Origin of the sequence: Massilia sp. NP310 (genome assembly GCF_019443485.1) — a bacterium.
In the GTDB taxonomy this organism is placed as follows: domain Bacteria; phylum Pseudomonadota; class Gammaproteobacteria; order Burkholderiales; family Burkholderiaceae_D; genus Telluria; species Telluria timonae.
In genome coordinates, this window is record NZ_CP080379.1 from 5,002,501 (window position 1) to 5,026,627 (window position 24,127).

Consider the following 24,127-nt stretch of genomic DNA (forward strand, 5'->3'; position numbering starts at 1 on the left):
CTATCTGCCGTGGGCGTTGGAAATTTGAAGGGGGCTGCTCCTAGTACGAGAGGACCGGAGTGGACGAACCTCTGGTGTACCGGTTGTCACGCCAGTGGCATTGCCGGGTAGCTAAGTTCGGAAGAGATAACCGCTGAAAGCATCTAAGCGGGAAACTTGCCTTGAGATGAGATTTCCCGGAGCCTTGAGCTCCTTGAAGGGTCGTTCGAGACCAGGACGTTGATAGGCTGGGTGTGGAAGTGCAGTAATGCATTAAGCTAACCAGTACTAATTGCCCGTACGGCTTGTCCCTATAACCTTGGTAGTCCAAGGTCGAGTACAACTGCTCGATACAAAAGCTACAACCCAACTTACTTCTTCCAGATTCATGGCCACGCTGAACAAAGCGTAGGGTGGGCGGCTGTGCCGCCCACGCGTAACTCAAGCGTAGCCAGACAAGTCAAAGCCTGATGACCATAGCAAGTCGGTCCCACCCCTTCCCATCCCGAACAGGACCGTGAAACGACTTTGCGCCGATGATAGTGCTGCAACCAGTGTGAAAGTAGGTTATCGTCAGGCTAGTTATATGAAAAACCCCACCAGGTGATCCTGGTGGGGTTTTTTGCTTTGTGCATCCCATGTACCGTTTGTTGTTCAAGCACCAAATCGCTTTGACATAAAGCACATTGCGTACAAATAACTTTGCTTTCTGTCCAGAATCAATCGTGCGCGGCAGATAGTTTTCTATAATTCTTCGTTACCCAATTATTTGTTCTTGTTGGCATATCAAGCCGACAGGGACGTCGTTTGCCTCATCACTTTTAAAAAGAATATTATGCGATCACTTTCTGCACTCAGCACGCGGGCCAAGCTAGGCCTCGGGTTTGGCCTGGTCGGGATCCTGATCATCGTCCTGGCCATCTTTGCGTGGCGTGAATTAGGCAATGTCGGTCAGGAACTTACCGTACAAAATACGGTGCGCACTAACCAGCTCGAGCGCCTCTACGAGTTGCGCGAGTCGCTCGCCCAAACCGGTCTCGCCGCGCGCAATGCCTACATTTTTCCGGACGCCACTGACGCCACGCGTGAACTCGACCTCCTGGACGAACAGAAAGCCCGTTATCTCGCCGAGCTGCAAGCCCTGGAGCCACTGTTCGTGGGGAATGCCGACTTCGCGAAGATGCGCGATGGACTATTGCAGATGGCGCAAGAGCTGAACCGCCCACGCCGTTACCGCGATGCCGGGCAGATGGCCGAGTACGGTGCCTTCCTCGTCAATGAATGCAGTCCATTGCGCCGTCAAAACGTCCTCGATATCGACCGGGTCATCACCACCGTTCAGCAACATGTCGAAGCCGGTACGGCTCATGCGCAGGAGTCGATCGCTTCCGCCAAGACCACGATCATCGTGGTCACGCTTGCCGCGGTCGCACTGAGCCTGGTGATCGGCAGCGCGATCACGGCACACCTGCTGCGCCAGCTGGGCGGCGAGCCGGTCGAAGTCAATCGCATCGCGTCGGCCATTGCCGCGGGCGACCTCACCGTCGACGTCGCCGTGCGCCCCAACGACGAGGCCAGCGTCATGCATGCCATCCGTGAAATGCAGGTTAGTTTGCAAAACATCGTTGCCCAGGTTCGCGGCGGCACCGACATGATCGCGACCGCTTCTAGTGAGATCAGCGCCGGCAACGACGATCTGTCGATGCGCACCGAGGAACAGGCGAATTCACTGGGTCGCACCGCGGACTCGATGAAAGAGCTGACCGCTGTCGTCGAACAGAACACCGCCTATGCCCGTCACGCCAACACGCTCGCCGCATCGGCCAGCGTAGTCGCAGCCAAGGGCGGCACCGTCGTCTCCGCCGTGGTCAATACCATGCAGGATATCAATGCCTCGGCCCGCAAGATATCGGACATCACCAGCGTGATCGACGCCATCGCCTTCCAGACCAATATCCTGGCGTTGAATGCTGCGGTCGAAGCGGCGCGTGCCGGCGAGCAGGGACGGGGCTTCGCCGTGGTCGCGAGCGAAGTGCGCAACCTGGCGCACCGCTCGGCCACTGCCGCCAAGGAGATCTCGGCATTGATCGGTGAATCGGTCGCCAAGGTCGATGCGGGTTCGAAGCTGGTGGAGCAGGCTGGCACCACGATGGACGACATCGTGACCAGCGTGAAGGAAGTCAGCGGCATCATCGCTGAAATTACGACCGCGAGCGAAGCCCAGCATGCCGGTATCCAGCAAGTGAACCATGCGGTGGGTCAAATGGACGAGGCAACCCAGCAGAACGCTGCGCTGGTCGAGCAAGCCGCAGCTTCCGCCGCGGCACTCAAGGAACAGGCAGCGATGCTGTTGCGCACGGTGCGCGTGTTCCGTATTGGCGCCGAGGGCAGCCCGCTGCGGATCGCGGGCTGACTTTCCTACCTATCAGGCGCCGCTCAGTCGGCGCTGTCGTTCAGGCTCTTGCGCAGGTTTACCAACTGGTCGCGCAAAGCCGACGCCTCATCGACCGAGCACTGGGTCGCACACAATATCGCCGGCATCACGCTGGCGGCTTCTTTCCTCAACGTGTTGCCCTCTTCGGTCAGGCTGATGATCACCTGGCGTTCATCGCTGCGCGCGCGGTTACGCTGCACCAGTCCCTGGGCTTCCATACGCTTGAGCAAAGGTGTCAAGGTCGCGGAATCCAGGAACAGGCGCTCGCCGATGTCGGACACGGTCAGCTGATCTTGTTCCCATAACACCATCATCACGAGATACTGCGGGTAGGTGAGCCCGAGCTTTGGCAACAAACCGCGGTAGACCCGCATCATCGCCAGGGAGGTCGAGTACAAGGCGAAGCACAGCTGCTCGTCGAGCATGGGCGTCGCAGTGGAGGTGGAAGTGTTCGCATTCATGTTTTCCAATATAGGTCGCACGCTAGATAATTGCAAGCGATGATCCGCAAGATCCGAGATGCCAGCACCTCTACATTGTAATGAGTGCGAGTACGTACTTTTTTGCATCTCTGCGCGAGAGGACGACAATCATGAGTCCCCTGTATTACCAGCAGCAGGCGCAAGTGCTGGAGGCGCCTCGTCCTTGCAGGGCGCCGAGCAGCTGCGCAGTGTGGCCCCATTGCCATGAATGCTCACTGCAGAACAATATTATTGCTGAGCACTTGCGCGACCGGGTTGGGCTTTGCTATAGTTCGCCTCCGCTTCGGCACTGACCGAAAATGTTAACGTAATCAAGTGGTTACGATGGCAAGGTCGGCAGAGAAATCTGAGACGAAGCGAAATGAGGGGTTGACGAAAAACGAAAAACACTTCATACTCTCTTTCCTCTGCTGCTGACGAACAAAACGATTCGAAGCAAACAGCAGATGAAGCAGTACCGAATTCTGATCTTTAAAAATTAACAGTCGATAAGTGTGGGCGTTTGATGAAGGTGCCAGCTGACTTGTTCAGCTGCATACTTAAAATATCAAATGTTCGCACAAAGTATTAAACGTTGCTTCAGCAATGAAGTGACGGTCAGTATTTTGAGTGAGCGACTCGGCTAGCAATAGCCGATGACTCGAAAGAGTCAACAAACAGAGATTGAACTGAAGAGTTTGATCCTGGCTCAGATTGAACGCTGGCGGCATGCTTTACACATGCAAGTCGAACGGTAACAGGGAGCTTGCTCCGCTGACGAGTGGCGAACGGGTGAGTAATATATCGGAACGTACCCAAGAGTGGGGGATAACGTAGCGAAAGTTACGCTAATACCGCATACGATCTATGGATGAAAGCAGGGGACCTTCGGGCCTTGTGCTCCTGGAGCGGCCGATATCTGATTAGCTAGTTGGTGAGGTAAAGGCTCACCAAGGCGACGATCAGTAGCTGGTCTGAGAGGACGACCAGCCACACTGGAACTGAGACACGGTCCAGACTCCTACGGGAGGCAGCAGTGGGGAATTTTGGACAATGGGCGCAAGCCTGATCCAGCAATGCCGCGTGAGTGAAGAAGGCCTTCGGGTTGTAAAGCTCTTTTGTCAGGGAAGAAACGGTAGAGGCTAATATCCTTTGCTAATGACGGTACCTGAAGAATAAGCACCGGCTAACTACGTGCCAGCAGCCGCGGTAATACGTAGGGTGCAAGCGTTAATCGGAATTACTGGGCGTAAAGCGTGCGCAGGCGGTTTTGTAAGTCTGTCGTGAAATCCCCGGGCTCAACCTGGGAATTGCGATGGAGACTGCAAGGCTAGAATCTGGCAGAGGGGGGTAGAATTCCACGTGTAGCAGTGAAATGCGTAGAGATGTGGAGGAACACCGATGGCGAAGGCAGCCCCCTGGGTCAAGATTGACGCTCATGCACGAAAGCGTGGGGAGCAAACAGGATTAGATACCCTGGTAGTCCACGCCCTAAACGATGTCTACTAGTTGTCGGGTTTTAATTAACTTGGTAACGCAGCTAACGCGTGAAGTAGACCGCCTGGGGAGTACGGTCGCAAGATTAAAACTCAAAGGAATTGACGGGGACCCGCACAAGCGGTGGATGATGTGGATTAATTCGATGCAACGCGAAAAACCTTACCTACCCTTGACATGTCAGGAAGACCGAAGAGATTTGGTTGTGCCCGAAAGGGAACCTGAACACAGGTGCTGCATGGCTGTCGTCAGCTCGTGTCGTGAGATGTTGGGTTAAGTCCCGCAACGAGCGCAACCCTTGTCATTAGTTGCTACGCAAGAGCACTCTAATGAGACTGCCGGTGACAAACCGGAGGAAGGTGGGGATGACGTCAAGTCCTCATGGCCCTTATGGGTAGGGCTTCACACGTCATACAATGGTACATACAGAGGGCCGCCAACCCGCGAGGGGGAGCTAATCCCAGAAAGTGTATCGTAGTCCGGATCGTAGTCTGCAACTCGACTACGTGAAGTTGGAATCGCTAGTAATCGCGGATCAGCATGCCGCGGTGAATACGTTCCCGGGTCTTGTACACACCGCCCGTCACACCATGGGAGCGGGTTTTACCAGAAGTAGGTAGCTTAACCGTAAGGAGGGCGCTTACCACGGTAGGATTCGTGACTGGGGTGAAGTCGTAACAAGGTAGCCGTATCGGAAGGTGCGGCTGGATCACCTCCTTTCTAGAGTAGCACCGGGGTCTAACGCCCCATCATCAAGCGTCCACGCTTATCGACTGTTGAACGAGTAAAGAACAGTTTTATCGGGGCTGTAGCTCAGCTGGTTAGAGCACCGTGTTGATAACGCGGGGGTCGTTGGTTCGAGTCCAACCAGCCCTACCACGTTTCTCGGGGGATTAGCTCAGCTGGGAGAGCACCTGCTTTGCAAGCAGGGGGTCGTCGGTTCGATCCCGTCATCCTCCACCAAAAGTTCAAACGTAAGTCGTCAGTAAATGACTGATGAGATTTAGGTTTGGTCTTTTCGAGATCACTGTTTTTTCGTTCTTTAACAATCTGGAAGAAGTAAAGTTTTTTTAAGCGTGTTGAATCATGTCGGAAACGATGTGTGAGACACACTTAGGGTAGTAGTAATTTGTATCAAGCAAACATAGTTGTACTCTTGATCTATGACGATCTCTTTAACTCATGAAGAGGCCAACGTTATAGGGACAAGTGAATAAGTGCACATGGTGGATGCCTTGGCGATTACAGGCGATGAAGGACGTAGTAGCTTGCGATAAGCTGCGGGGAGCTAGCAAACGAGCTTTGATCCGCAGATTTCCGAATGGGGAAACCCGGCCTTTTAGGTCATTGCATACTGAATACATAGGTATGCAAAGCGAACGCGGCGAACTGAAACATCTAAGTAGCTGCAGGAAAAGAAATCAACCGAGATTCCCAAAGTAGTGGCGAGCGAAATGGGATGAGCCTGTACGTGATAGTCGGACTGATAGCAGAAGCCTCTGGAAAGTGGCGCCATAGTGGGTGATAGCCCCGTATGCGAAATCAGACCGGTGGTACTAAGCGTACGACAAGTAGGGCGGGACACGAGAAATCCTGTCTGAACATGGGGGGACCATCCTCCAAGGCTAAATACTCGTAATCGACCGATAGTGAACCAGTACCGTGAGGGAAAGGCGAAAAGAACCCCGGGAGGGGAGTGAAATAGATCCTGAAACCGTGTGCATACAAACAGTCGGAGCCTCTTCGTGGGGTGACGGCGTACCTTTTGTATAATGGGTCAGCGACTTACATTCAGTGGCGAGGTTAACCGAATAGGGGAGCCGTAGAGAAATCGAGTCCGAACAGGGCGACAGTCGCTGGGTGTAGACCCGAAACCAAGTGATCTACCCATGGCCAGGATGAAGGTGCGGTAACACGCCCTGGAGGTCCGAACCCACTAATGTTGAAAAATTAGGGGATGAGCTGTGGGTAGGGGTGAAAGGCTAAACAAACTTGGAAATAGCTGGTTCTCTCCGAAAACTATTTAGGTAGTGCCTCAAGTATCACCATCGGGGGTAGAGCACTGTTATGGCTAGGGGGTCATTGCGACTTACCAAACCATTGCAAACTCCGAATACCGATGAGTGCGAGCTTGGGAGACAGACATCGGGTGCTAACGTCCGGTGTCAAGAGGGAAACAACCCAGACCGCCAGCTAAGGTCCCAAAGATTGGCTAAGTGGAAAACGAAGTGGGAAGGCTAAAACAGTCAGGATGTTGGCTTAGAAGCAGCCACCATTTAAAGAAAGCGTAATAGCTCACTGATCGAGTCGTCCTGCGCGGAAGATGTAACGGGGCTAAGCCAGTCACCGAAGCTGCGGATATCCGTAAGGATATGGTAGGAGAGCGTTCTGTAAGCCTGCGAAGGTGTCTTGTAAAGGATGCTGGAGGTATCAGAAGTGCGAATGCTGACATGAGTAGCGATAATGCGGGTGAAAAGCCCGCACGCCGTAAGCCCAAGGTTTCCTGTTCAACGTTCATCGGAGCAGGGTGAGTCGGCCCCTAAGGCGAGGCAGAGATGCGTAGCTGATGGGAAGCAGGTTAATATTCCTGCACCGTCGTATGATGCGATGGGGGGACGGATCGCGGAAGGTTGTCTAGCTGTTGGAATAGCTAGTTTTTGACTCATAGAAGGTGCTTAGGCAAATCCGGGCACGTAATTCAAGGGGTCGAGACGAGTCGCCATGTGCGACGAAGCAATCGGAAGTGGTTCCAAGAAAAGCCTCTAAGCTTCAGTCATACGAGACCGTACCGCAAACCGACACAGGTGGGCGAGATGAGTATTCTAAGGCGCTTGAGAGAACTCGGGAGAAGGAACTCGGCAAATTGGTACCGTAACTTCGGGATAAGGTACGCCCTAGTAGTTTGACCACTTTACTGTGGAAGGACGAACGGGTTGCAATAAAATGGTGGCTGCGACTGTTTAATAAAAACACAGCACTCTGCAAACACGAAAGTGGACGTATAGGGTGTGACGCCTGCCCGGTGCTGGAAGATTAAATGATGGGGTGCAAGCTCTTGATTGAAGTCCCAGTAAACGGCGGCCGTAACTATAACGGTCCTAAGGTAGCGAAATTCCTTGTCGGGTAAGTTCCGACCTGCACGAATGGCGTAACGATGGCCACACTGTCTCCTCCCGAGACTCAGCGAAGTTGAAATGTTTGTGATGATGCAATCTACCCGCGGCTAGACGGAAAGACCCCATGAACCTTTACTGTAGCTTTGCATTGGACTTTGAATCAATCTGTGTAGGATAGGTGGGAGGCTTTGAAGCGGGGACGCCAGTTCTCGTGGAGCCATCCTTGAAATACCACCCTGGTTCATTTGAGGTTCTAACCTTGGTCCGTTATCCGGACCGGGGACAGTGCATGGTAGGCAGTTTGACTGGGGCGGTCTCCTCCTAAAGTGTAACGGAGGAGTTCGAAGGTACGCTAGGTACGGTCGGACATCGTGCTAATAGTGCAATGGCATAAGCGTGCTTAACTGCGAGACCGACAAGTCGAGCAGGTACGAAAGTAGGACATAGTGATCCGGTGGTTCTGTATGGAAGGGCCATCGCTCAACGGATAAAAGGTACTCTGGGGATAACAGGCTGATTCCTCCCAAGAGTTCATATCGACGGGGGAGTTTGGCACCTCGATGTCGGCTCATCACATCCTGGGGCTGTAGCCGGTCCCAAGGGTATGGCTGTTCGCCATTTAAAGTGGTACGTGAGCTGGGTTTAAAACGTCGTGAGACAGTTTGGTCCCTATCTGCCGTGGGCGTTGGAAATTTGAAGGGGGCTGCTCCTAGTACGAGAGGACCGGAGTGGACGAACCTCTGGTGTACCGGTTGTCACGCCAGTGGCATTGCCGGGTAGCTAAGTTCGGAAGAGATAACCGCTGAAAGCATCTAAGCGGGAAACTTGCCTTGAGATGAGATTTCCCGGAGCCTTGAGCTCCTTGAAGGGTCGTTCGAGACCAGGACGTTGATAGGCTGGGTGTGGAAGTGCAGTAATGCATTAAGCTAACCAGTACTAATTGCCCGTACGGCTTGTCCCTATAACCTTGGTAGTCCAAGGTCGAGTACAACTGCTCGATACAAAAGCTACAACCCAACTTACTTCTTCCAGATTCATGGCCACGCTGAACAAAGCGTAGGGTGGGCGGCTGTGCCGCCCACGCGTAACTCAAGCGTAGCCAGACAAGTCAAAGCCTGATGACCATAGCAAGTCGGTCCCACCCCTTCCCATCCCGAACAGGACCGTGAAACGACTTTGCGCCGATGATAGTGCTGCAACCAGTGTGAAAGTAGGTTATCGTCAGGCTAGTTATATAGAAAAACCCCGTCCAGTGATCTGGTCGGGGTTTTTTGCTTTCAGCCGCCGATCTCGATCAGCCTGTTCAGCAACCCTTCCGCCGAATCCGCGATGCGATCCAGACTCGCTTCACGCAGCTGCGCCGTGTCGACGACATGTTCGCTGCGCGAACCAGCCCATTGCAGCAGTGCGCCGCAGGCTTCCGGGTGATCGAACAGTCCATGCAGATACGTTCCCAGGATCTGTCCATCCGACGACACGGCGCCTTCGCCGCGACCGTCGATCGAAAATGCTGGCGTCTCCATGGCCGCGCCATGCGACACACCCATATGAATTTCGTAGCCGCTCACCCGGCTGGCGGTGCCGTCCACACTGAACGCACACACGCCCTCCACCCTGGTCAGCCGCTTTCCGCGCGTTAGTTCGGTCTCGATATCCAGCAAGCCGAGTCCCGCAGACAGTCCCGGCGCGCCTTCGACGCCATGGGGATCCTGTACTGTCCGGCCCAACATCTGGAACCCGCCGCACACGCCGATCACCTTGCCGCCATAGCGCAGGTGACGCGCGATCCGTTCAGGCCATCCATTCGCCTCCAGCCAGGCCAGGTCCCCGCGCGTATTCTTGCTGCCCGGGAGGACGATCAGGTCCGCGCCCGGAATCGCCTCTCCCTGCCGCACGAAGCGCAGGTCGACGTCCGGATGCGCACGCAGCGCATCGAAATCGGTGTGATTGCTCATGCGCGGCAGGCTGGGAACGACGACACGAAACGCGCCCTTGTTCGTTTGCGTCGCCTGCACCGCATCCTCGGCATCGAGGAACAGCCCGTGCAGATAGGGCAGCACCGCCAGCACCGGCTTGCCGGTCTGCCGTTCCAGCCACTCCAGCCCCGGCTCGAGCAGCTTGATGTCGCCACGGAAGCGGTTGATGACGAAGCCGATCACCCGATCGCGCTCCGACTGCGACAGGCAGGACAGCGTTCCAACCAGATGCGCGAACACACCGCCGCGATCGATATCCGCCACCAGCACCACCGGGCAGTCGACCGCCTCGGCAAAGCCCATGTTGGCGATGTCGCGGTCGCGCAGGTTGATCTCGGCCGGACTGCCCGCGCCCTCGACGATCACCGTTTCGTACTGCGCCAGCAGGCGCGCATGCGATGCGAGCACCGCCCCCATCGCCACCGGCTTGTACTGGTGATAGTCGCGCGCATTCATGTCGGCGCGCACCTGACCATGGATGATGACCTGGGCGCCGACGTCGCTCGACGGCTTGAGCAGCACCGGATTCATGTCGGTATGCGGCTCGATGCCGGCGGCGATCGCCTGCAGCGCCTGCGCGCGGCCGATCTCGCCGCCATCGCGCGTCACCGCGCTGTTGAGCGCCATGTTCTGTGGCTTGAATGGCGCGACCCGGATGCCGCGCCGCTTGAGCAGGCGGCACAGCGCCGCGACCACCGTGCTCTTGCCGGCGTCGGACGTCGTGCCCTGCACCATCAGGGTCCGGTAGGGAAAGCCGCTCATCTGGAGCGACGCTGGCGCGCCTGCTCGAGCACTTCGCACATCGCGGCCGTGCCCTGGACCATGCGCGGCCCCGCGCGATTGAGCAGGTGGCCGTCCAGCGTGAACAGGTTATTGCTGCGCACCGCGGCCAGGGTGCCATACGGCTTCCACAGTTCGACGCCGCCATAGTTCTTCTCGGCGGTGGCGATGATCGCTTCCGGGTTGGCCTGCAACACGCTCTCGATCGAGACGATCGGCGCCGTCACCGTCAGCTTGTCGAAGATGTTCTCGCCGCCGCACAGCTTCATCGCGTCGGTCAGGATGTGCTTTCCGCTCAGTGTATACAGCGGCTTGTCCCACACCTGGTAGAAGGTGCGCACCGTGGAACGGTTCGCATACTTCGCGCGCAGGCCGGCCAACTGCTCGCGCAGCTGCGTCGCGGTCGTCCTAGCCGCGGCGTCGGTGCCCAGCAACTGGCCCAGGCGCAGCACGGCGTCGGGAATGCCGTCCAGCGTCTGCGGGTCGCTCTGGAATACCGGGACGCCCAGGCGGCGCACCATCTCAATCTGTCGCTCCGAGCTGTTGTGGCGCCAGGCCACGATCAGGTCGGGCTTCAGCGAGATCAGGAGCTCCATGTCGATCTCGCGGTTCGAGCCGATGCGCGGGATGCGCTTGGCCGCTTCGGGATAATCGCTGTAGTTGACCGCGCCGACGATCTGGTTGCCGCCGCCGGCCGCGAACAGCAGCTCGGTGACGCTGGGCGCCATCGATACTACCCGCAGCGCCGGCTTGGCGAGGGTGACCGTCAGTCCGGCATCATCCTTGACCGTGATCGCGGCCTGGGCCTGGGCCGCCAGGCCAGCCGCGGCCAGACCAGCCAGGCCGGCCAGCAGCATCGCTTTCTTCATTGCTTGCTCCATTCGTGAAGTGCTTGTTCGAGGCGTTGCCATTCATCCTCGGCGGCAGGCAGGCCGACCCGGATGCCGCGCGCCGCATCGCGAAACAGCCGGCACCAGATGCCGTGCGCGGCCATGTGTTCATGAAAGGCTTCGGGCCGCGCCTCGGGCCACCAGCGAAACAGCGGCGTGCCGGCGCTGACGATGCCGTGCTCCCGCAGCAGCCGCGCCATCCGTTTGCCCGACTGAGCCAGCCGGGCCTGCGTATCCCGCTGCCAGCCGGTGTCGGCCAGCGCCTGCAGCGCGATCTCCTGCGCCGGACCGCTGACGGCCCACGGCCCGAGCAGGTCGGCCAGGTCCGCCAGCACGCGCTCATGCGCCGCGACGAATCCCAGCCGCAGCCCCGCCAGCCCGAAGAACTTGCCGATCGAGCGCAGCACGATCAATCCCGGCTGCGCCGCATGCGGCGCCACGCTCAGCGTGGGCGCCGTATCGCCAAAGGCTTCGTCGACCACCAGCCAGCCGCCGCGCGCATGCAGCCGCGCCGCCCAGTCGAGCAGGCGCTCGGGCGCGATGGTTTCGCCGGTCGGGTTGTTCGGATTGACCACCACGACGACGTCGCTGCCATCGACCGCGGCGTCCAGTTCCGCGTACGGCGCCAGCCGCCGCGTATGGCCGTGCAGGTTCCAGTGAAACGCGTGTTCCGCATACGAAGGCGCCGACACCGCGACGCGCGATGGTGGACGCAGGCGCGGCAGGGCCTGGATCGCCGCCTGCGTGCCGGCCACCGGCAGCAGTTGCGGCGCGCCGTAATAGGCGCAGGCCGCAGCAAGGAATGCAGGATCGGGCTCCGGCAGGCGATGCCAGGCCGCGCTCGACGGCGCCGGCGCCGGATAGCCATGCGGGTTGATCCCGGTCGACAGGTCGACCCAGTCATCGCGGCCATAGTGACGCGCGGCGTCGCGCAGGTTGCCGCCGTGTTCAAGCATGAGAAACTCCGACCGCCAGCAGGCAGACCACGCCGGCCCACAGCAAGGTAGTGCGCAGCACCAGCCGCCAGGCGCGCAGGATGTCGCCGGCGCCGGCGGCAGGCCCGAGGCCCAGCGGCGGGCGCTGTTCGACTTCGCCATCGTAGACGGCGGCGCCGCCCAGCGACACGCCCAGGGCGCCGGCGCCGCTGGCCATCACCGGCCCGGCATTCGGGCTGCTCCAGGCCGGGGCCTGGGTGCGCCAGCAGTGCCAGGCGCGCGCGCGGCCGCTGCCCGCCAGCAGCACGTACGACAACGCGGTCAGGCGCGCGGGCACGTAGTTCAATGCGTCGTCGATGCGCGCCGCGACGCGGCCGAACAGGTTGAAGCGCTCGCTGCGATAACCCCACATCGCATCGAGCGTGTTCGTCAGGCGGAACAGCACCGCGCCCGGCCCACCCAGCAGCACGAACCAGAACAGCGTGCCGAACACGGCGTCGTTGCCGTTCTCGAGCAGCGATTCGGCGCTGGCCTTGGCAAGGTCGGATTCGTCGGCGTGCGCCGTGTCGCGGCTGACGATGCGCGCCGTGAGCGCGCGCGCCTGCGCCAGGTCGCCCGCGCGCAGCGCGGAATGGATCGGCAGCGTATGGTCGCGCAGGCTGCGCAGGCCGATGCAGAAATAGAGCAGCACCGCATGCAGCCACAGGCCGGCAAGGTCGGCCAACGCCAGGAACAGCAGGCTCAGTGGCAGGACGGCGAGCATCCATGCCAGGGCTCCACGCGCCAGGCGCGCCTGCCCGCGATTGAGTCGCCGCTCGATCGAGCCGGCCAGCTTGCCGAAGCCGACCAGCGGGTGCCAGCGCCGCGTCTCGCCCAGCAGCAGGTCGAGCGCGATGCCGGCGACGAGCAATAGCGCGATGGTGGACAGCGACAGGCCGGTCAGCACTGGAGACCTTTCAGGACAAGTGGCAGGCCGGCCGCCACCAGCACCGCGCGGTCGGCGCGCGACGCCACCGCCTGGTTCAGGCGGCCGGCTTCGTCGACGAAGCTGCGCGAGATCGCGCCCCAGGGCACGATGCCCATGCCGATTTCGTTCGACACCAGGATCAGGTCGCCCGGCAGCTCCCCGTCCAGCAAGTCCAGCAGCGCCGTACGCTCTTGATGAAAGGATGCCGGCAAGTCGACCGCGCCGACGTCGGGATAGTCGCGGCCATCGCAGAACATCAGGTTGCTGAGCCACAGCGTCAGGCAGTCGACCAGCACCAGGCGCTGCGGCGCGCACCAGTCGCGCAGCGTCTGCGCCAGCGCCAGTTCTTCCTCGACCGTCCGCCATTCGGGCGGGCGCCGCTCGCGGTGATGGGCGATGCGGGTAGCCATCTCGCCGTCGCCGGCGCGCGAGGTGGCGACATAGACGACCTCCTTGCCCGATTCGCGCGCGATGCGCTCGGCGTAGGCGCTCTTGCCCGAGCGCGCGCCGCCGAAGACCAGGGTCACGCTCACGGCTGCGCTCCGAACAGTGCCGCCACCGCACGCGGGTTGGAAGGGAAGTAGCCGTGGAAGTAGGACGCGAACAGCGAGCCGACCCGGTAGGCGGCTTCGCCTTGCGTGCCCGTCCTCTGCTTCACGGTATGTGCTTGCGGCGCGACCGGGGAGTCCAGCAATGAATAATGGAAGGTATGGCCGCGAATCTCTCCCTGCGGCGTCGGCATCGCATGCATGCCCAGTCCTCCCAGGCGCTTCTGCATCCTGACCTCGCCGGTGAGCAGCCCGGCCATCTCGAAGCGGCGTCCCTCGCCATCGGTCAGGCCATCGGCAAGCGCCATCATGCCGCCGCATTCGGCGACGATCGGCACGCCACGTGCGTGCGCCGCGCGGATCGAGTCGCGCCAGCGCTGGGCGGCCTGCAGCTGCGCGCCGTGCAGTTCGGGATAGCCGCCCGGCAGATACACCGCGTCGGCATCGTCCGGCACCGCTTCGTCGGACAACGGCGCGAAATACGTGATGCGCGCGCCGAGCTGCCCGAGCAGGTCGATATTCGCCGGGTAGACGAAGACGAAGGCCGGATCGCGCGCGATCGCGATCGTGCGCCCCGCCAGCAGCGGCTCTACAGGCGCCGGGGCCGTGGCAGCAGGCGTCATGACGGGTAGCGCATCCCACGCCGCTTCATCGAAATCGATGCTGTCGGCCAGCGCATCCAGGATGCCGTCGAGCTCCTCGACCTCGCCCGGCACCACCAGGCCCAGATGACGCTCGGGCAGCGGCGCCTCCTGGCGGGAGAGAGTGCCGATCAGCGGGATGTCGCGCAGCGACTCTTTCACCATTGCCGCATGGCCGCTGCTGGCGATGCGGTTGGCAATCACGCCGGCCATCTCGACGGGGCCATAGTCGCGCAGGCCCTGCGCCACGGCGCCGGCCGTTTGCGCCATCGCCGACGCGTCCAGCACCGCCAGCACGGGGATGCCGAACTCGCGCGACAGGTCCGCCGCCGAAGGAGAGCCATCGTACAGGCCCATCACCCCCTCGATCAGGATCGCGTCCGCCTCGCGCGCGGCGTCAAGCAGGCGCTGGCGGCAGGCATCGACGCCCACCATCCACAGGTCGAGATTGTGCACCGGCGCGCCGCAGGCGCGTTCGAGCAGCATCGGGTCAATGAAGTCGGGGCCGCACTTGAACACCCGCACGCGCTTGCCCATGCGGACCAGCCGCCGCGCCAGCCCGGCCGTCACCGTCGTCTTGCCCTGGCCGGACGACATCGCCGCCACCAGGACGATACGGGCGCCCGTCACCATTCGGTTCCCGCCTGGGCCGTGATGCCGGCCTTGAACGCGTGCTTGACCACGTTCATTTCGGTGACGGTATCGGCCACCGCGATCAGTTCCGGCGGCGCGCCGCGGCCGGTAATCACCACGTGCTGCATCACCGGACGGTCGAGCAGGTCGGCGATCACGGTGTGCACGTCGAGGTATTTGTATTTGAGGGCGATGTTCAGCTCGTCGAGCACCACCATGCCGATCGCGGGATCGGACAGGAACTGCCGGGCCAGCGCCCAGGCTTCCTCGGCCTTGGCGATGTCGCGCTCGCGGTTCTGCGTTTCCCAGGTATAGCCTTCGCCCATCGCATGGAAGCGCACTTCGTCGGGAAAGCGGCGCAGGAAGGTTTCTTCGCCGGTCGACAAGGCGCCCTTGATGAACTGGACCACGCCCACTTTCATGCCGTGGCCGAGCGCGCGCGCCACCATCCCGAACGCGCTCGAGCTCTTGCCCTTGCCGTTGCCGGTATTGACGATGACGATGCCGATTTCCTTGTCGGCCGAGGCGATTTTTGCGTCGATGACCGCCTTCTTGCGCTCCATGCGGGCGCGGTGGCGGTCGTTCAGGGCGGCGGTCTGTTCTGGAGTCATGTCGGTCATGCGGAGCCCTCCTTGGGGATGAAGATGCGGCGGCCTTCGTGTTCGATCATGTCGATCGGATGGCCGAGGTAGTCGCCCAGCAGCGCCGGGCGCATGATCTGGTCGTTGGCGCCGGCGGTCCAGCGGCCGTCGCCCATGAGCAGGAGCGCGTGGGTCGAGATGCGCGCGGCCAGGTTCAGGTCGTGGCCGATCATGACCACGGTCCGGTTCTGCTCGCGGCACAGGCGGGCCAGCAGGCCCATCACGCTCACCTGGTGCGCCAGGTCGAGCGCATTGGCCGGCTCGTCGAGCAGCAGCAGCGGCGTTTGCTGCGCCAGCAGGGCGGCGATCGCCACGCGCTGGCGCTCGCCGCCGGACAGGGTGCGTACGTCGCGCGCGGCCAGGTCGTCCACTTCCATCGACGCCAGCGCCTGCAGGGCGGCTTGATGGTCGTCGCTGCCTTCCCAGTAGCGGTTGGCGTGGTAGGGGTGGCGCGCCGACAGCACGCTCTCGAGCACCGTGTAGGCGAAAGCGTCGTGGCGCGACTGGGCCAGGAAGGCGCGCTCGCGCGCCAGCTCGGTCAGCGGCCAGTCGGGTAGTGCGCGGCCATTCACCTGGACCGATCCGCCGTTCGGCGGCTGCAGCCCGGCCAGCGTACGCAGCAAGGTGCTTTTTCCCGCGCCATTGCGGCCGATGATGCTCCAGCATTCGCCGGCGCGCGCGGTCCAGTCCAGGCCCCGCACCAGGGTGCGTGGGCCGATGGACAGCAGCAGGTCGTGGGTGGAGATGGAGTTCATTTGCGCAGGCGGTGCAACTGGTAGAGGAAGACCGGCGCGCCGATCATCGCCGTGATGGCGCCGACCGGCAGCTGCTGCGGCGCGATGATGGTGCGCGCCAGCGTATCGCACAGCACGAGGAAGGCGCCGCCGGCCAGCACCACGGCCGGGATCAGGACCCGGTGGTCGGGCCCGAAGGCGAAGCGGCAGGCATGCGGCACGATCAGGCCGACGAAGCCGATCGAGCCGGCGCTGGTGACCGCGCTCGCGGTGAGCAGGGCCGACACGAAGAACAGTCCCTTGCGCAGCGCGCCGACGCGCACGCCCAGCGTCACTGCATTCTCGGCGTGCAGCGCGACCATGTTCATGGCGCGCGCATTGCGCATGGCGTACACCAGGCAGCCGGCCAGCACCAGCCAGGGCGCCAGCCGCAGCGGCGCGCCGGCCAGGTCGCCGATCAGCCAGAAGATCATGCTGCGCAGGCGCCCCTCGGGCGCGATCGACAGCATCAGGGTCACGACCGAGCCGCACAGGGCCGAGACGATCACGCCGGTCAGGAGCAGCATCGAGGCGCCACCTTCGGCCGCCTGGCCGCTGCGCAGGTCGCGCCGCGCCAGCAGGTACAGCAACATCGCCACGCCGATGGCGCCGGCCAGCGCGGCGGCATCGACCATCAGCGTGGACGCCATCAGGAGCAGCGCCAGCAGGGCGCCGACCGAGGCGCCGGACGAGACGCCCAGCACATACGGGTCGGCCAGCGGATTACGCAGCAACGCCTGCATCATGAGGCCGGCCAGGGCCAGCGCGCCGCCGGTCGCGAACGCCACCAGCGCGCGGCTGGCGCGCAGCTCGAGCAGGGAGGCGGAAAGCGAATCGGGCTGGCCGCTGGCGAGCTGGCGCAGGGCGTCGGGAATCTCGCCGAGAGGCACCCGGATCGATCCGGTCATGCCCGCGAACAGCAGGGTGGCAATCGAAAACGCCAGCATGGCGCCGACGATGAGCGTGGCGCGCTGGCGTAGCGGTGGGACGGATGCGTGCATGCTGGCCCTGTTGGTTTCGGACGCCCGCGGCCTGGCTGCCGCGGGCAAGGGGTTATAGCTTAACGGATGCCGTAGCGCAGGGCCGCGAACCAGGTGCGGCCGCTGGTGCCGTAGTTACGCGCGATTTCGTACTGCTTGTCGGCGACGTTGTCCAGGCGCATCAGCAGCGACCAGTCGGGCGTGAACTGCCAGGTCGTGTGCAGGTTCAGCAGGCCGTAGCCGCCCAGGCGACGGTTGTTGGCGGCGTCGTCGAAGCGCTCTCCCGATACCGTCAGCTCGGCGCCGGCCTTGAGCGTGCCCATCGTGTAGTCGGCGCCGAAACTGGCGTGCTTCTTCGCGCGGCGCGCCAGCTGCTTGCCGGTGGTCTCGTCGCGCGGATCCTGCCAATCGAGGCTGGCGCGCAGGTCGACGCCCATCAGGCGCGTAGCACCGGCCAGCGAGAATCCTTCGAGCTGGCCTTCGTTGACGTTGTAGGCGCAACTGCGGTTGACGCCGTCCGGGCATGGGGTGCTCGACACGATCATGTCGGTCAGGCGGTTGTGGAAGTAGGTGGCGTCCAGCTGGTAGCTGTCGCCGTCGTAGCGCAGGCCCACTTCGCGGTTGCGGCCTTTTTCGGGCTTGTTGGTTTCCAGGCCGTAGCCGGGGAAATACAGCTCGTTGAAGGTCGGGGCGCGGAAGCTCGTGCCGACGCTGGCGGTGGCGCGCAGGCCGTTGCCGAAGTCGTAGCCATAGCCGGCGGCGCCGGTGTTCTTGCTGCCATAGACCGAGCGGTCGTGGCGCGCGCTGACGTCGACCAGGTGCTGGCCGCGCTTGGCCGAGTAGGCCGCGGCATACGAATTCGTGATGCGCGAGCGCTGCATCGTCGGCACCTCTTCCTTGCGGTGCGTGTACAGCAGCTGCAGCGTGTCCTGGCCGATGGCGATGTCGTTCTGCCAGCTGAACTCATCCTGCTGGGTGTCGATCTGGCTGGCGCCGGATGGCGTCGCGTTGGTGAAGTTGCCCGACTTGTCTTCCGAGCGCGCGTATTGCACCGTGCTGTGCCAGTTCGGCAGGATCTGGTTGCGCATGAAGACCGCGGCGGTGTTCAGGTCGTTGTCGCTGTGGACGCCGTAGTTGGCGGTGCCGCTGTCGTACTGGCTGTACAGGCGGCTGACCAGGAACTGGGCGCCGATCTCGTGGCCCGGCGCAAGCGCCATCGACACGCGGCCGTTGGCGTTGCGGCGGCGGTAGCCGTCTTCGTCCGGGTTGTAGCCCGAGGCGCCCGGGCGGGTGGAGGAGAAGCCGTCCGAGTCCTCGTAGCCGGCGCCGAAGGCGTAGCTGACGGCGTTCGGGCCGCCGCTGCTGCCGTAGATGCCGGCATCAAGCTGGCGGGTGGCGTTGCTGCCCACGCCAACCGAGCCGGTGACGACCGGGGCGCCTTCGCCCTTGCGGGTGAAGATCTGGATCACGCCGCCGATGGCGTCGGCGCCGTACAGGGTGCTCAGCGGCCCGTAGACGATCTCGATACGGTCGATGGCGCCCAGCGGGATCGCGTTCCAGCTGGCGGTGCCGGTGGTCGCCGAACCGAAGCGCACGCCGTCGACCAGGACCACGGACTGGTTGGCGTTGGCGCCGCGGATGAAGACGCTGGTGGCGGTGCCGGCCGGGCCGTTGCGCGAGATTTCGATGCCGCGCTGGCGGCGCAGGATGTCGGCCACCGAACCGGCGCCGGAACGCGCGATCTCTTCGGCATCGATGACGGTGGTGTCGGCGATGACGTCGGCGGCGCGCTGCGCGCTGCGCGTTGCGGTGACGACGACGGTGTCGGCGGTAGGAATGGCGTCAGGCGACGGTGCGTCGGCGACGGCGGCGGACGAGATGACGGCGAGGGCGAGCGAGACCGCGGCGGCTTGCCGGGTGACTGGAAAATTCATGAACTGTTTCTTATAAAGGGCAACCAGCCGACGTCCCCGTAGGCCAGATTGAACGGCATCGCGCGAGGCGACGCCACCTTTTGGCCGGTATCCGGGCTGACAAGTATGGCCGTCCGACCTTCCCATGCATGCGCACAGTGGTATGAGGGGACGGTTTGCCGCATGGCTCGAAGAGAGCATGCGGCACTTGCTTACCGTTGCGGGGGCAGCACACGTTGGCCCTTGAAAGGAGCTTCGTGTTTCCCGTTTAACTGCGACTGCGAACGCAGGCGCGAGCACCAAAACGCGCACATTATAAGGCGTTGTCCAAGGCGTTGTCAGGTTTCCAGCATCATCACTTCACCGTAGCCGATCCGGTGTGGCGCCTGCGCAGCGCGCAGCGCGGCCTCGACCAGCGTGCCGCCGAGGTGCAGCGAATGCAGGAGGCGCATGGTGCCGGCATGGCAGATGACCAGGGCCTGTGCGTGTCCGGCGCGCCGGATGTCGGCATCGAAACCGGCCACGCGTGCGGCCACGTCCATCACGCTTTCGCCGCCGCCGGGTCGGTAGTGCAGCAGGTCGGCGCTCCAGGCGTCGATCTCGCTGCGCGGGATGTCGTCCCAGCTGCGCATTTCCCAGGCGCCGAAGTCGATCTCGGCCAGGCGCGCGTCGAATACCGGCGCCGGCGAGAGCTGCGCCGCCAGGACCGCGCTGCGGGCCAGTGGGCTGGCGTAGACGGGCATCGCGCCGGGCAGCCCCTGGCTCGCCAATGCGGCCAGCACCCGTTCGACGTCGGCTCGATCCGCCGCCAGGTCGCTGCGGCCGTAGCAGTGCCCGGCCGGCACCTCGGGCCGCGGATGGCGCACCAGGTAGAGGCGCATCAGGCCAGCACGCCGCGGCCGAGCGTGGCCAGCACCGCGATATAGACCGCCACTTCGGCCAGTTGCTGCACGGCGCCGAGGCAGTCGCCGGTATAGCCTTGCAAGCGCCGCGTGAACTTACGCGCGAGCCAGCAGGTTGCAACGAGGGACGCCACCAGCGCGGCGACGATCGCGGCCAGGTCGAGCAGGCCGCAGGCCAGCAGGCCGAGCGCGGGCAGCAGCACGGTGACGGCGGCGATGCCGAACTCGCGGTCGCTCATGCGCACCGCCAGCGGCTTGGCCTTGCCCTCGGCGCGGGCGTACTCCATCTGCCAGATCAGGGAAGTTGCGGCCAGTCGCGACAGCGGGTGAGCCAGCAGCAGGGCGGCCATGGCGCTGGCCGGCGGCAGGCTGGCAAGCAGGGCCAGCTTCGCGCCGAGCATGCAGACGATGCCGATCGCGCCATACGCGCCGACCCGCGAATCCTTCATGATCTCGAGCGCGCGTTCCTTCGTCATGCCGCCGCCCAGGCCATCGCAGGTGTCGGCGAAGCCGTCTTCGTGGAAGGCGCCGGTGAGGTAGATGGTGGCGGCGGTGGACAGCACGGCCGCCACTGGCGCCGGCAGCCACTGCGCGGCCACCAGGTAGACGAGCGCGCCGATGGCGCCGACCACGACGCCCACCAGCGGGAAGTAGCGCGACGCATGGTTCAACCAGCTCGGCTCGAAACCGACCCAGCGCGGAATCGGCAGCCGCGTGAAGAACTGCAGCGCGATGAAGAACAGGCGCAGCTGGTGCGTCATGCCGAGCGTTCGCTCACTTGCGCCGAGGCGAAGGTGGCCATCTCGTTCAGGAAGTTGGCGCTGGCGTGCAGCAGGGGCAGGGCGAGCGCGCTGCCGGTGCCTTCGCCCAGGCGCAGGCCAAGGTCGAGCAGCGGACGGGCGCCGAGCTCCTCGAGCAGCAGGGCGTGGCCATGCTCGCCCGAACAGTGCGAAAACACGCAGTAGTCGAGGATGGCCGGCTGCAGGCGTGCGGCCACCAGCAGCGCGCTGGTGACGATGAAGCCATCGATCAGCAGCACCTTGCGCAGCTCGGCCGCCTTGAGCATGGCGCCGGCCATCATCGCGATCTCGAAGCCGCCGAAGGTGGCCAGCACCTCGAGCGGCTGCACGGCGTGGGTGTGACGGGCCACGCTTGCCGCGACCACGTCGGCCTTGTGGCGGATACCGTCGGGGGTGAGGCCGGTGCCGGCGCCGACGCAGCGCGCCACCGGCTGGCCGGTCAGCTTGTGCATCAGGGCGGCGGCCGACGTCGTGTTGCCGATGCCCATCTCGCCGAAGCCGACCACGGTGCCGGGGAGGTCGCGCGCCAATGCCATGCCGTGTTCGAGCGCGGTCGCGCATTCCTGCGCCGTCATCGCGGGTTCGAGCGCGAAGTTGCGGGTGCCGTTGGCGACCTTGCGGTGCACGAGCCCCGCGCGTGCGCCGAAATCGTGGTTCACGCCGGCGTCGACCACGTGCAGGGCGCAGCCGTTCTGGCGCGCGAATACATTGATGGCCGCGCCGTCGCCCAGGAAGTTCTCGACCATCTGCCAGGTGACGTCTTGCGGGAAGGCGGAGATGCCCTCGGCCACGACGCCATGGTCGGCGGCGAACACCAGGATCGCGGGTTGGTCGATGCTGACCCTGGTCGAGCGCTGGATCAGCCCCAGTTGGGCGGCGAGCGATTCCAGTCGTCCGAGGCTGCCGAGCGGCTTGGTCTTGTGATTGATGGCGTCCGCCAGGGACTGGGAGAGGGCGGCGTCGGCGGTAGGGACGATCGTAGGAATCATATAAGGGTATGTAAGAGAAGGTCGCTGAATGCGGCGGCTAAGATATCACAATCGTAAACCTTGCAAACCGGCCTCCGGCTTGCTATAGTCTCGCTCCTCGACGCAGACGCAGCCTCACGGTAGCGAAAGCGAAGAGAAAAAAGAGGTTGACGAACAATGAGAAACACTTCATAATCTCGCCTCTCTGCTGCTGACGAACACAACGATTCGCAACGATGCAGCAGGAAGAAGCACCGAATTCTGATCTTTAAAAATTAACAGTCGATAAGTGTGGGCGTTTGATGAAGGTGCCAGCTGACTTGTTCAGCTGCATACTTAAAATATCAAATGTTCGCACAAAGTATTAAACGTTGTCTCAGCAATGAGATGATGGTCAGTATTTTGAGTGAGCGACCTCGCTAGCAATAGCGAGTGACTCGAAAGAGTCAACAAACAGAGATTGAACTGAAGAGTTTGATCCTGGCTCAGATTGAACGCTGGCGGCATGCTTTACACATGCAAGTCGAACGGTAACAGGGAGCTTGCTCCGCTGACGAGTGGCGAACGGGTGAGTAATATATCGGAACGTACCCAAGAGTGGGGGATAACGTAGCGAAAGTTACGCTAATACCGCATACGATCTATGGATGAAAGCAGGGGACCTTCGGGCCTTGTGCTCCTGGAGCGGCCGATATCTGATTAGCTAGTTGGTGAGGTAAAGGCTCACCAAGGCGACGATCAGTAGCTGGTCTGAGAGGACGACCAGCCACACTGGAACTGAGACACGGTCCAGACTCCTACGGGAGGCAGCAGTGGGGAATTTTGGACAATGGGCGCAAGCCTGATCCAGCAATGCCGCGTGAGTGAAGAAGGCCTTCGGGTTGTAAAGCTCTTTTGTCAGGGAAGAAACGGCTGTGGCTAATATCCACGGCTAATGACGGTACCTGAAGAATAAGCACCGGCTAACTACGTGCCAGCAGCCGCGGTAATACGTAGGGTGCAAGCGTTAATCGGAATTACTGGGCGTAAAGCGTGCGCAGGCGGTTTTGTAAGTCTGTCGTGAAATCCCCGGGCTCAACCTGGGAATTGCGATGGAGACTGCAAGGCTAGAATCTGGCAGAGGGGGGTAGAATTCCACGTGTAGCAGTGAAATGCGTAGAGATGTGGAGGAACACCGATGGCGAAGGCAGCCCCCTGGGTCAAGATTGACGCTCATGCACGAAAGCGTGGGGAGCAAACAGGATTAGATACCCTGGTAGTCCACGCCCTAAACGATGTCTACTAGTTGTCGGGTTTTAATTAACTTGGTAACGCAGCTAACGCGTGAAGTAGACCGCCTGGGGAGTACGGTCGCAAGATTAAAACTCAAAGGAATTGACGGGGACCCGCACAAGCGGTGGATGATGTGGATTAATTCGATGCAACGCGAAAAACCTTACCTACCCTTGACATGTCAGGAAGACCGAAGAGATTTGGTTGTGCCCGAAAGGGAACCTGAACACAGGTGCTGCATGGCTGTCGTCAGCTCGTGTCGTGAGATGTTGGGTTAAGTCCCGCAACGAGCGCAACCCTTGTCATTAGTTGCTACGCAAGAGCACTCTAATGAGACTGCCGGTGACAAACCGGAGGAAGGTGGGGATGACGTCAAGTCCTCATGGCCCTTATGGGTAGGGCTTCACACGTCATACAATGGTACATACAGAGGGCCGCCAACCCGCGAGGGGGAGCTAATCCCAGAAAGTGTATCGTAGTCCGGATCGTAGTCTGCAACTCGACTACGTGAAGTTGGAATCGCTAGTAATCGCGGATCAGCATGCCGCGGTGAATACGTTCCCGGGTCTTGTACACACCGCCCGTCACACCATGGGAGCGGGTTTTACCAGAAGTAGGTAGCTTAACCGTAAGGAGGGCGCTTACCACGGTAGGATTCGTGACTGGGGTGAAGTCGTAACAAGGTAGCCGTATCGGAAGGTGCGGCTGGATCACCTCCTTTCTAGAGTAGCACCGGGGTCTAACGCCCCATCATCAAGCGTCCACGCTTATCGACTGTTGAACGAGTAAAGAACAGTTTTATCGGGGCTGTAGCTCAGCTGGTTAGAGCACCGTGTTGATAACGCGGGGGTCGTTGGTTCGAGTCCAACCAGCCCTACCACGTTTCTCGGGGGATTAGCTCAGCTGGGAGAGCACCTGCTTTGCAAGCAGGGGGTCGTCGGTTCGATCCCGTCATCCTCCACCATAAAGTTCAAACGTAAGCCTGGTTGAGATAACCAAGTGCGGTTTAGGTTTGATCTTT

The 24,127-nt window shown here is 61.8% G+C and carries 15 protein-coding genes, 4 tRNA genes, 6 rRNA genes and 1 riboswitch (1 of these 26 cut by a window edge); of the genes, 11 read left to right on the top strand and 14 right to left on the bottom strand.

From position 1 onward, the window contains the following. From KY496_RS22050 to KY496_RS22060, 3 genes are all read left to right on the top strand, one after another. A 23S ribosomal RNA gene (locus KY496_RS22050) occupies nucleotides 1-292 on the top strand (it extends 2,584 nt beyond the left edge of the window). A 153-nt stretch (nucleotides 293-445) separates the two neighbouring features. Beyond that, a 5S ribosomal RNA gene (gene rrf / locus KY496_RS22055) occupies nucleotides 446-558 on the top strand. 256 nt (nucleotides 559-814) lie between these two features. Next, nucleotides 815-2,392: a methyl-accepting chemotaxis protein gene (locus tag KY496_RS22060; RefSeq protein WP_219862464.1), complete on the top strand. Its 1,578-nt coding sequence runs from the start codon at nucleotides 815-817 to the stop codon at nucleotides 2,390-2,392. Nucleotides 2,393-2,415: 23 nt separating this feature from the next. On the opposite strand, the gene KY496_RS22065 is transcribed toward KY496_RS22060, so the two are convergent. Then, nucleotides 2,416-2,874 (bottom strand): MarR family winged helix-turn-helix transcriptional regulator, encoded by a 459-nt coding sequence (locus tag KY496_RS22065; protein WP_219862465.1) that lies wholly within the window; start codon nucleotides 2,872-2,874, stop codon nucleotides 2,416-2,418. Between the two features lie 686 nt (nucleotides 2,875-3,560). Between KY496_RS22065 and KY496_RS22070 the strand changes: the two genes are divergently transcribed. The 5 genes from KY496_RS22070 to rrf (KY496_RS22090) all read left to right on the top strand — a co-directional run bounded on the left by KY496_RS22070 (nucleotide 3,561) and on the right by rrf (KY496_RS22090) (nucleotide 8,714). Then, nucleotides 3,561-5,091, top strand: a 16S ribosomal RNA gene (locus KY496_RS22070). Between the two features lie 82 nt (nucleotides 5,092-5,173). Then, nucleotides 5,174-5,250 (top strand) — tRNA-Ile (locus KY496_RS22075). A gap of 8 nt (nucleotides 5,251-5,258) precedes the next feature. Beyond that, nucleotides 5,259-5,334: transfer RNA gene (locus KY496_RS22080), tRNA-Ala, on the top strand. Nucleotides 5,335-5,574: 240 nt separating this feature from the next. Beyond that, a 23S ribosomal RNA gene (locus KY496_RS22085) occupies nucleotides 5,575-8,448 on the top strand. 153 nt (nucleotides 8,449-8,601) lie between these two features. Further along, a 5S ribosomal RNA gene (gene rrf / locus KY496_RS22090) occupies nucleotides 8,602-8,714 on the top strand. Together the 16S, 23S and 5S rRNA genes with 2 tRNA genes alongside form the textbook arrangement of a ribosomal RNA operon. 50 nt (nucleotides 8,715-8,764) lie before the next feature. Here rrf (KY496_RS22090) and KY496_RS22095 read toward each other — a convergent pair. From KY496_RS22095 to cobT, 13 genes are all read right to left on the bottom strand, one after another. Further along, nucleotides 8,765-10,225 (bottom strand): cobyric acid synthase, encoded by a 1,461-nt coding sequence (locus KY496_RS22095; RefSeq protein ID WP_219862467.1) that lies wholly within the window; start codon nucleotides 10,223-10,225, stop codon nucleotides 8,765-8,767. Next, nucleotides 10,222-11,112 carry a cobalamin-binding protein gene (locus tag KY496_RS22100; protein ID WP_071360497.1) on the bottom strand — a complete coding sequence of 297 codons (891 nt, stop codon included), beginning with the start codon at nucleotides 11,110-11,112 and terminating at the stop codon, nucleotides 10,222-10,224. Before KY496_RS22100 ends, KY496_RS22095 begins: the two co-directional genes overlap by 4 nt. Further along, complete coding sequence (gene cobD / locus KY496_RS22105) at nucleotides 11,109-12,089, bottom strand: threonine-phosphate decarboxylase CobD (RefSeq protein ID WP_219862469.1); 981 nt, start codon at nucleotides 12,087-12,089, stop codon at nucleotides 11,109-11,111. The genes KY496_RS22100 and cobD overlap by 4 nt, the downstream gene beginning before the upstream one ends. Continuing rightward, entirely contained in the window at nucleotides 12,082-13,014 is a 933-nt protein-coding gene (cbiB, locus tag KY496_RS22110; protein ID WP_071360495.1) for an adenosylcobinamide-phosphate synthase CbiB, read from the bottom strand. The genes cobD and cbiB overlap by 8 nt, the downstream gene beginning before the upstream one ends. Beyond that, entirely contained in the window at nucleotides 13,008-13,568 is a 561-nt protein-coding gene (gene cobU / locus KY496_RS22115) for a bifunctional adenosylcobinamide kinase/adenosylcobinamide-phosphate guanylyltransferase (RefSeq protein WP_219862471.1), read from the bottom strand. Before cobU ends, cbiB begins: the two co-directional genes overlap by 7 nt. Then, nucleotides 13,565-14,857: a cobyrinate a,c-diamide synthase gene (locus tag KY496_RS22120; RefSeq protein WP_219862473.1), complete on the bottom strand. Its 1,293-nt coding sequence runs from the start codon at nucleotides 14,855-14,857 to the stop codon at nucleotides 13,565-13,567. The genes cobU and KY496_RS22120 overlap by 4 nt, the downstream gene beginning before the upstream one ends. Beyond that, nucleotides 14,851-15,477 (bottom strand): cob(I)yrinic acid a,c-diamide adenosyltransferase, encoded by a 627-nt coding sequence (gene cobO, locus KY496_RS22125; RefSeq protein ID WP_005671439.1) that lies wholly within the window; start codon nucleotides 15,475-15,477, stop codon nucleotides 14,851-14,853. The genes KY496_RS22120 and cobO overlap by 7 nt, the downstream gene beginning before the upstream one ends. Next, complete coding sequence (locus tag KY496_RS22130) at nucleotides 15,474-16,253, bottom strand: ABC transporter ATP-binding protein (protein WP_071360491.1); 780 nt, start codon at nucleotides 16,251-16,253, stop codon at nucleotides 15,474-15,476. The genes cobO and KY496_RS22130 overlap by 4 nt, the downstream gene beginning before the upstream one ends. After that, a complete protein-coding gene (locus KY496_RS22135) occupies nucleotides 16,250-17,272 on the bottom strand; it encodes an iron ABC transporter permease (RefSeq protein ID WP_071360490.1) in 1,023 nt (340 codons plus the stop codon). The genes KY496_RS22130 and KY496_RS22135 overlap by 4 nt, the downstream gene beginning before the upstream one ends. Nucleotides 17,273-17,331: 59 nt before the next feature. Further along, a complete protein-coding gene (locus KY496_RS22140; protein ID WP_219862475.1) occupies nucleotides 17,332-19,185 on the bottom strand; it encodes a TonB-dependent receptor domain-containing protein in 1,854 nt (617 codons plus the stop codon). Between the two features lie 64 nt (nucleotides 19,186-19,249). After that, nucleotides 19,250-19,483, bottom strand: a riboswitch (cobalamin riboswitch). Between the two features lie 19 nt (nucleotides 19,484-19,502). Continuing rightward, nucleotides 19,503-20,045: a histidine phosphatase family protein gene (locus tag KY496_RS22145; protein WP_184240541.1), complete on the bottom strand. Its 543-nt coding sequence runs from the start codon at nucleotides 20,043-20,045 to the stop codon at nucleotides 19,503-19,505. Then, nucleotides 20,045-20,827: an adenosylcobinamide-GDP ribazoletransferase gene (locus KY496_RS22150; RefSeq protein WP_219862477.1), complete on the bottom strand. Its 783-nt coding sequence runs from the start codon at nucleotides 20,825-20,827 to the stop codon at nucleotides 20,045-20,047. Before KY496_RS22150 ends, KY496_RS22145 begins: the two co-directional genes overlap by 1 nt. Further along, a complete protein-coding gene (cobT, locus tag KY496_RS22155; RefSeq protein ID WP_219862478.1) occupies nucleotides 20,824-21,855 on the bottom strand; it encodes a nicotinate-nucleotide--dimethylbenzimidazole phosphoribosyltransferase in 1,032 nt (343 codons plus the stop codon). Before cobT ends, KY496_RS22150 begins: the two co-directional genes overlap by 4 nt. A gap of 441 nt (nucleotides 21,856-22,296) precedes the next feature. Between cobT and KY496_RS22160 the strand changes: the two genes are divergently transcribed. The 3 genes from KY496_RS22160 to KY496_RS22170 all read left to right on the top strand — a co-directional run bounded on the left by KY496_RS22160 (nucleotide 22,297) and on the right by KY496_RS22170 (nucleotide 24,070). Further along, a 16S ribosomal RNA gene (locus tag KY496_RS22160) occupies nucleotides 22,297-23,827 on the top strand. 82 nt (nucleotides 23,828-23,909) lie between these two features. Continuing rightward, nucleotides 23,910-23,986 (top strand) — tRNA-Ile (locus KY496_RS22165). Between the two features lie 8 nt (nucleotides 23,987-23,994). After that, a tRNA-Ala gene (locus tag KY496_RS22170) sits at nucleotides 23,995-24,070 on the top strand. Nucleotides 24,071-24,127 lie beyond the last annotated feature (57 nt).

What these genes read in the sequence shown, in the direction of transcription:
- KY496_RS22060 (WP_219862464.1), top strand. Translation starts at nt 815, where the DNA reads ATGCGATCACTTTCTGCACTCAGCACGCGGGCCAAGCTAGGCCTCGGG.
- KY496_RS22065 (WP_219862465.1), bottom strand. Translation starts at nt 2,874, where the DNA reads ATGAATGCGAACACTTCCACCTCCACTGCGACGCCCATGCTCGACGAG.
- KY496_RS22095 (WP_219862467.1), bottom strand. Translation starts at nt 10,225, where the DNA reads ATGAGCGGCTTTCCCTACCGGACCCTGATGGTGCAGGGCACGACGTCC.
- KY496_RS22100 (WP_071360497.1), bottom strand. Translation starts at nt 11,112, where the DNA reads ATGAAGAAAGCGATGCTGCTGGCCGGCCTGGCTGGTCTGGCCGCGGCT.
- cobD (WP_219862469.1), bottom strand. Translation starts at nt 12,089, where the DNA reads ATGCTTGAACACGGCGGCAACCTGCGCGACGCCGCGCGTCACTATGGC.
- KY496_RS22120 (WP_219862473.1), bottom strand. Translation starts at nt 14,857, where the DNA reads ATGGTGACGGGCGCCCGTATCGTCCTGGTGGCGGCGATGTCGTCCGGC.
- cobO (WP_005671439.1), bottom strand. Translation starts at nt 15,477, where the DNA reads ATGACCGACATGACTCCAGAACAGACCGCCGCCCTGAACGACCGCCAC.
- KY496_RS22130 (WP_071360491.1), bottom strand. Translation starts at nt 16,253, where the DNA reads ATGAACTCCATCTCCACCCACGACCTGCTGCTGTCCATCGGCCCACGC.
- KY496_RS22135 (WP_071360490.1), bottom strand. Translation starts at nt 17,272, where the DNA reads ATGCACGCATCCGTCCCACCGCTACGCCAGCGCGCCACGCTCATCGTC.
- KY496_RS22140 (WP_219862475.1), bottom strand. Translation starts at nt 19,185, where the DNA reads ATGAATTTTCCAGTCACCCGGCAAGCCGCCGCGGTCTCGCTCGCCCTC.
- KY496_RS22145 (WP_184240541.1), bottom strand. Translation starts at nt 20,045, where the DNA reads ATGCGCCTCTACCTGGTGCGCCATCCGCGGCCCGAGGTGCCGGCCGGG.
- KY496_RS22150 (WP_219862477.1), bottom strand. Translation starts at nt 20,827, where the DNA reads ATGACGCACCAGCTGCGCCTGTTCTTCATCGCGCTGCAGTTCTTCACG.
- cobT (WP_219862478.1), bottom strand. Translation starts at nt 21,855, where the DNA reads ATGATTCCTACGATCGTCCCTACCGCCGACGCCGCCCTCTCCCAGTCC.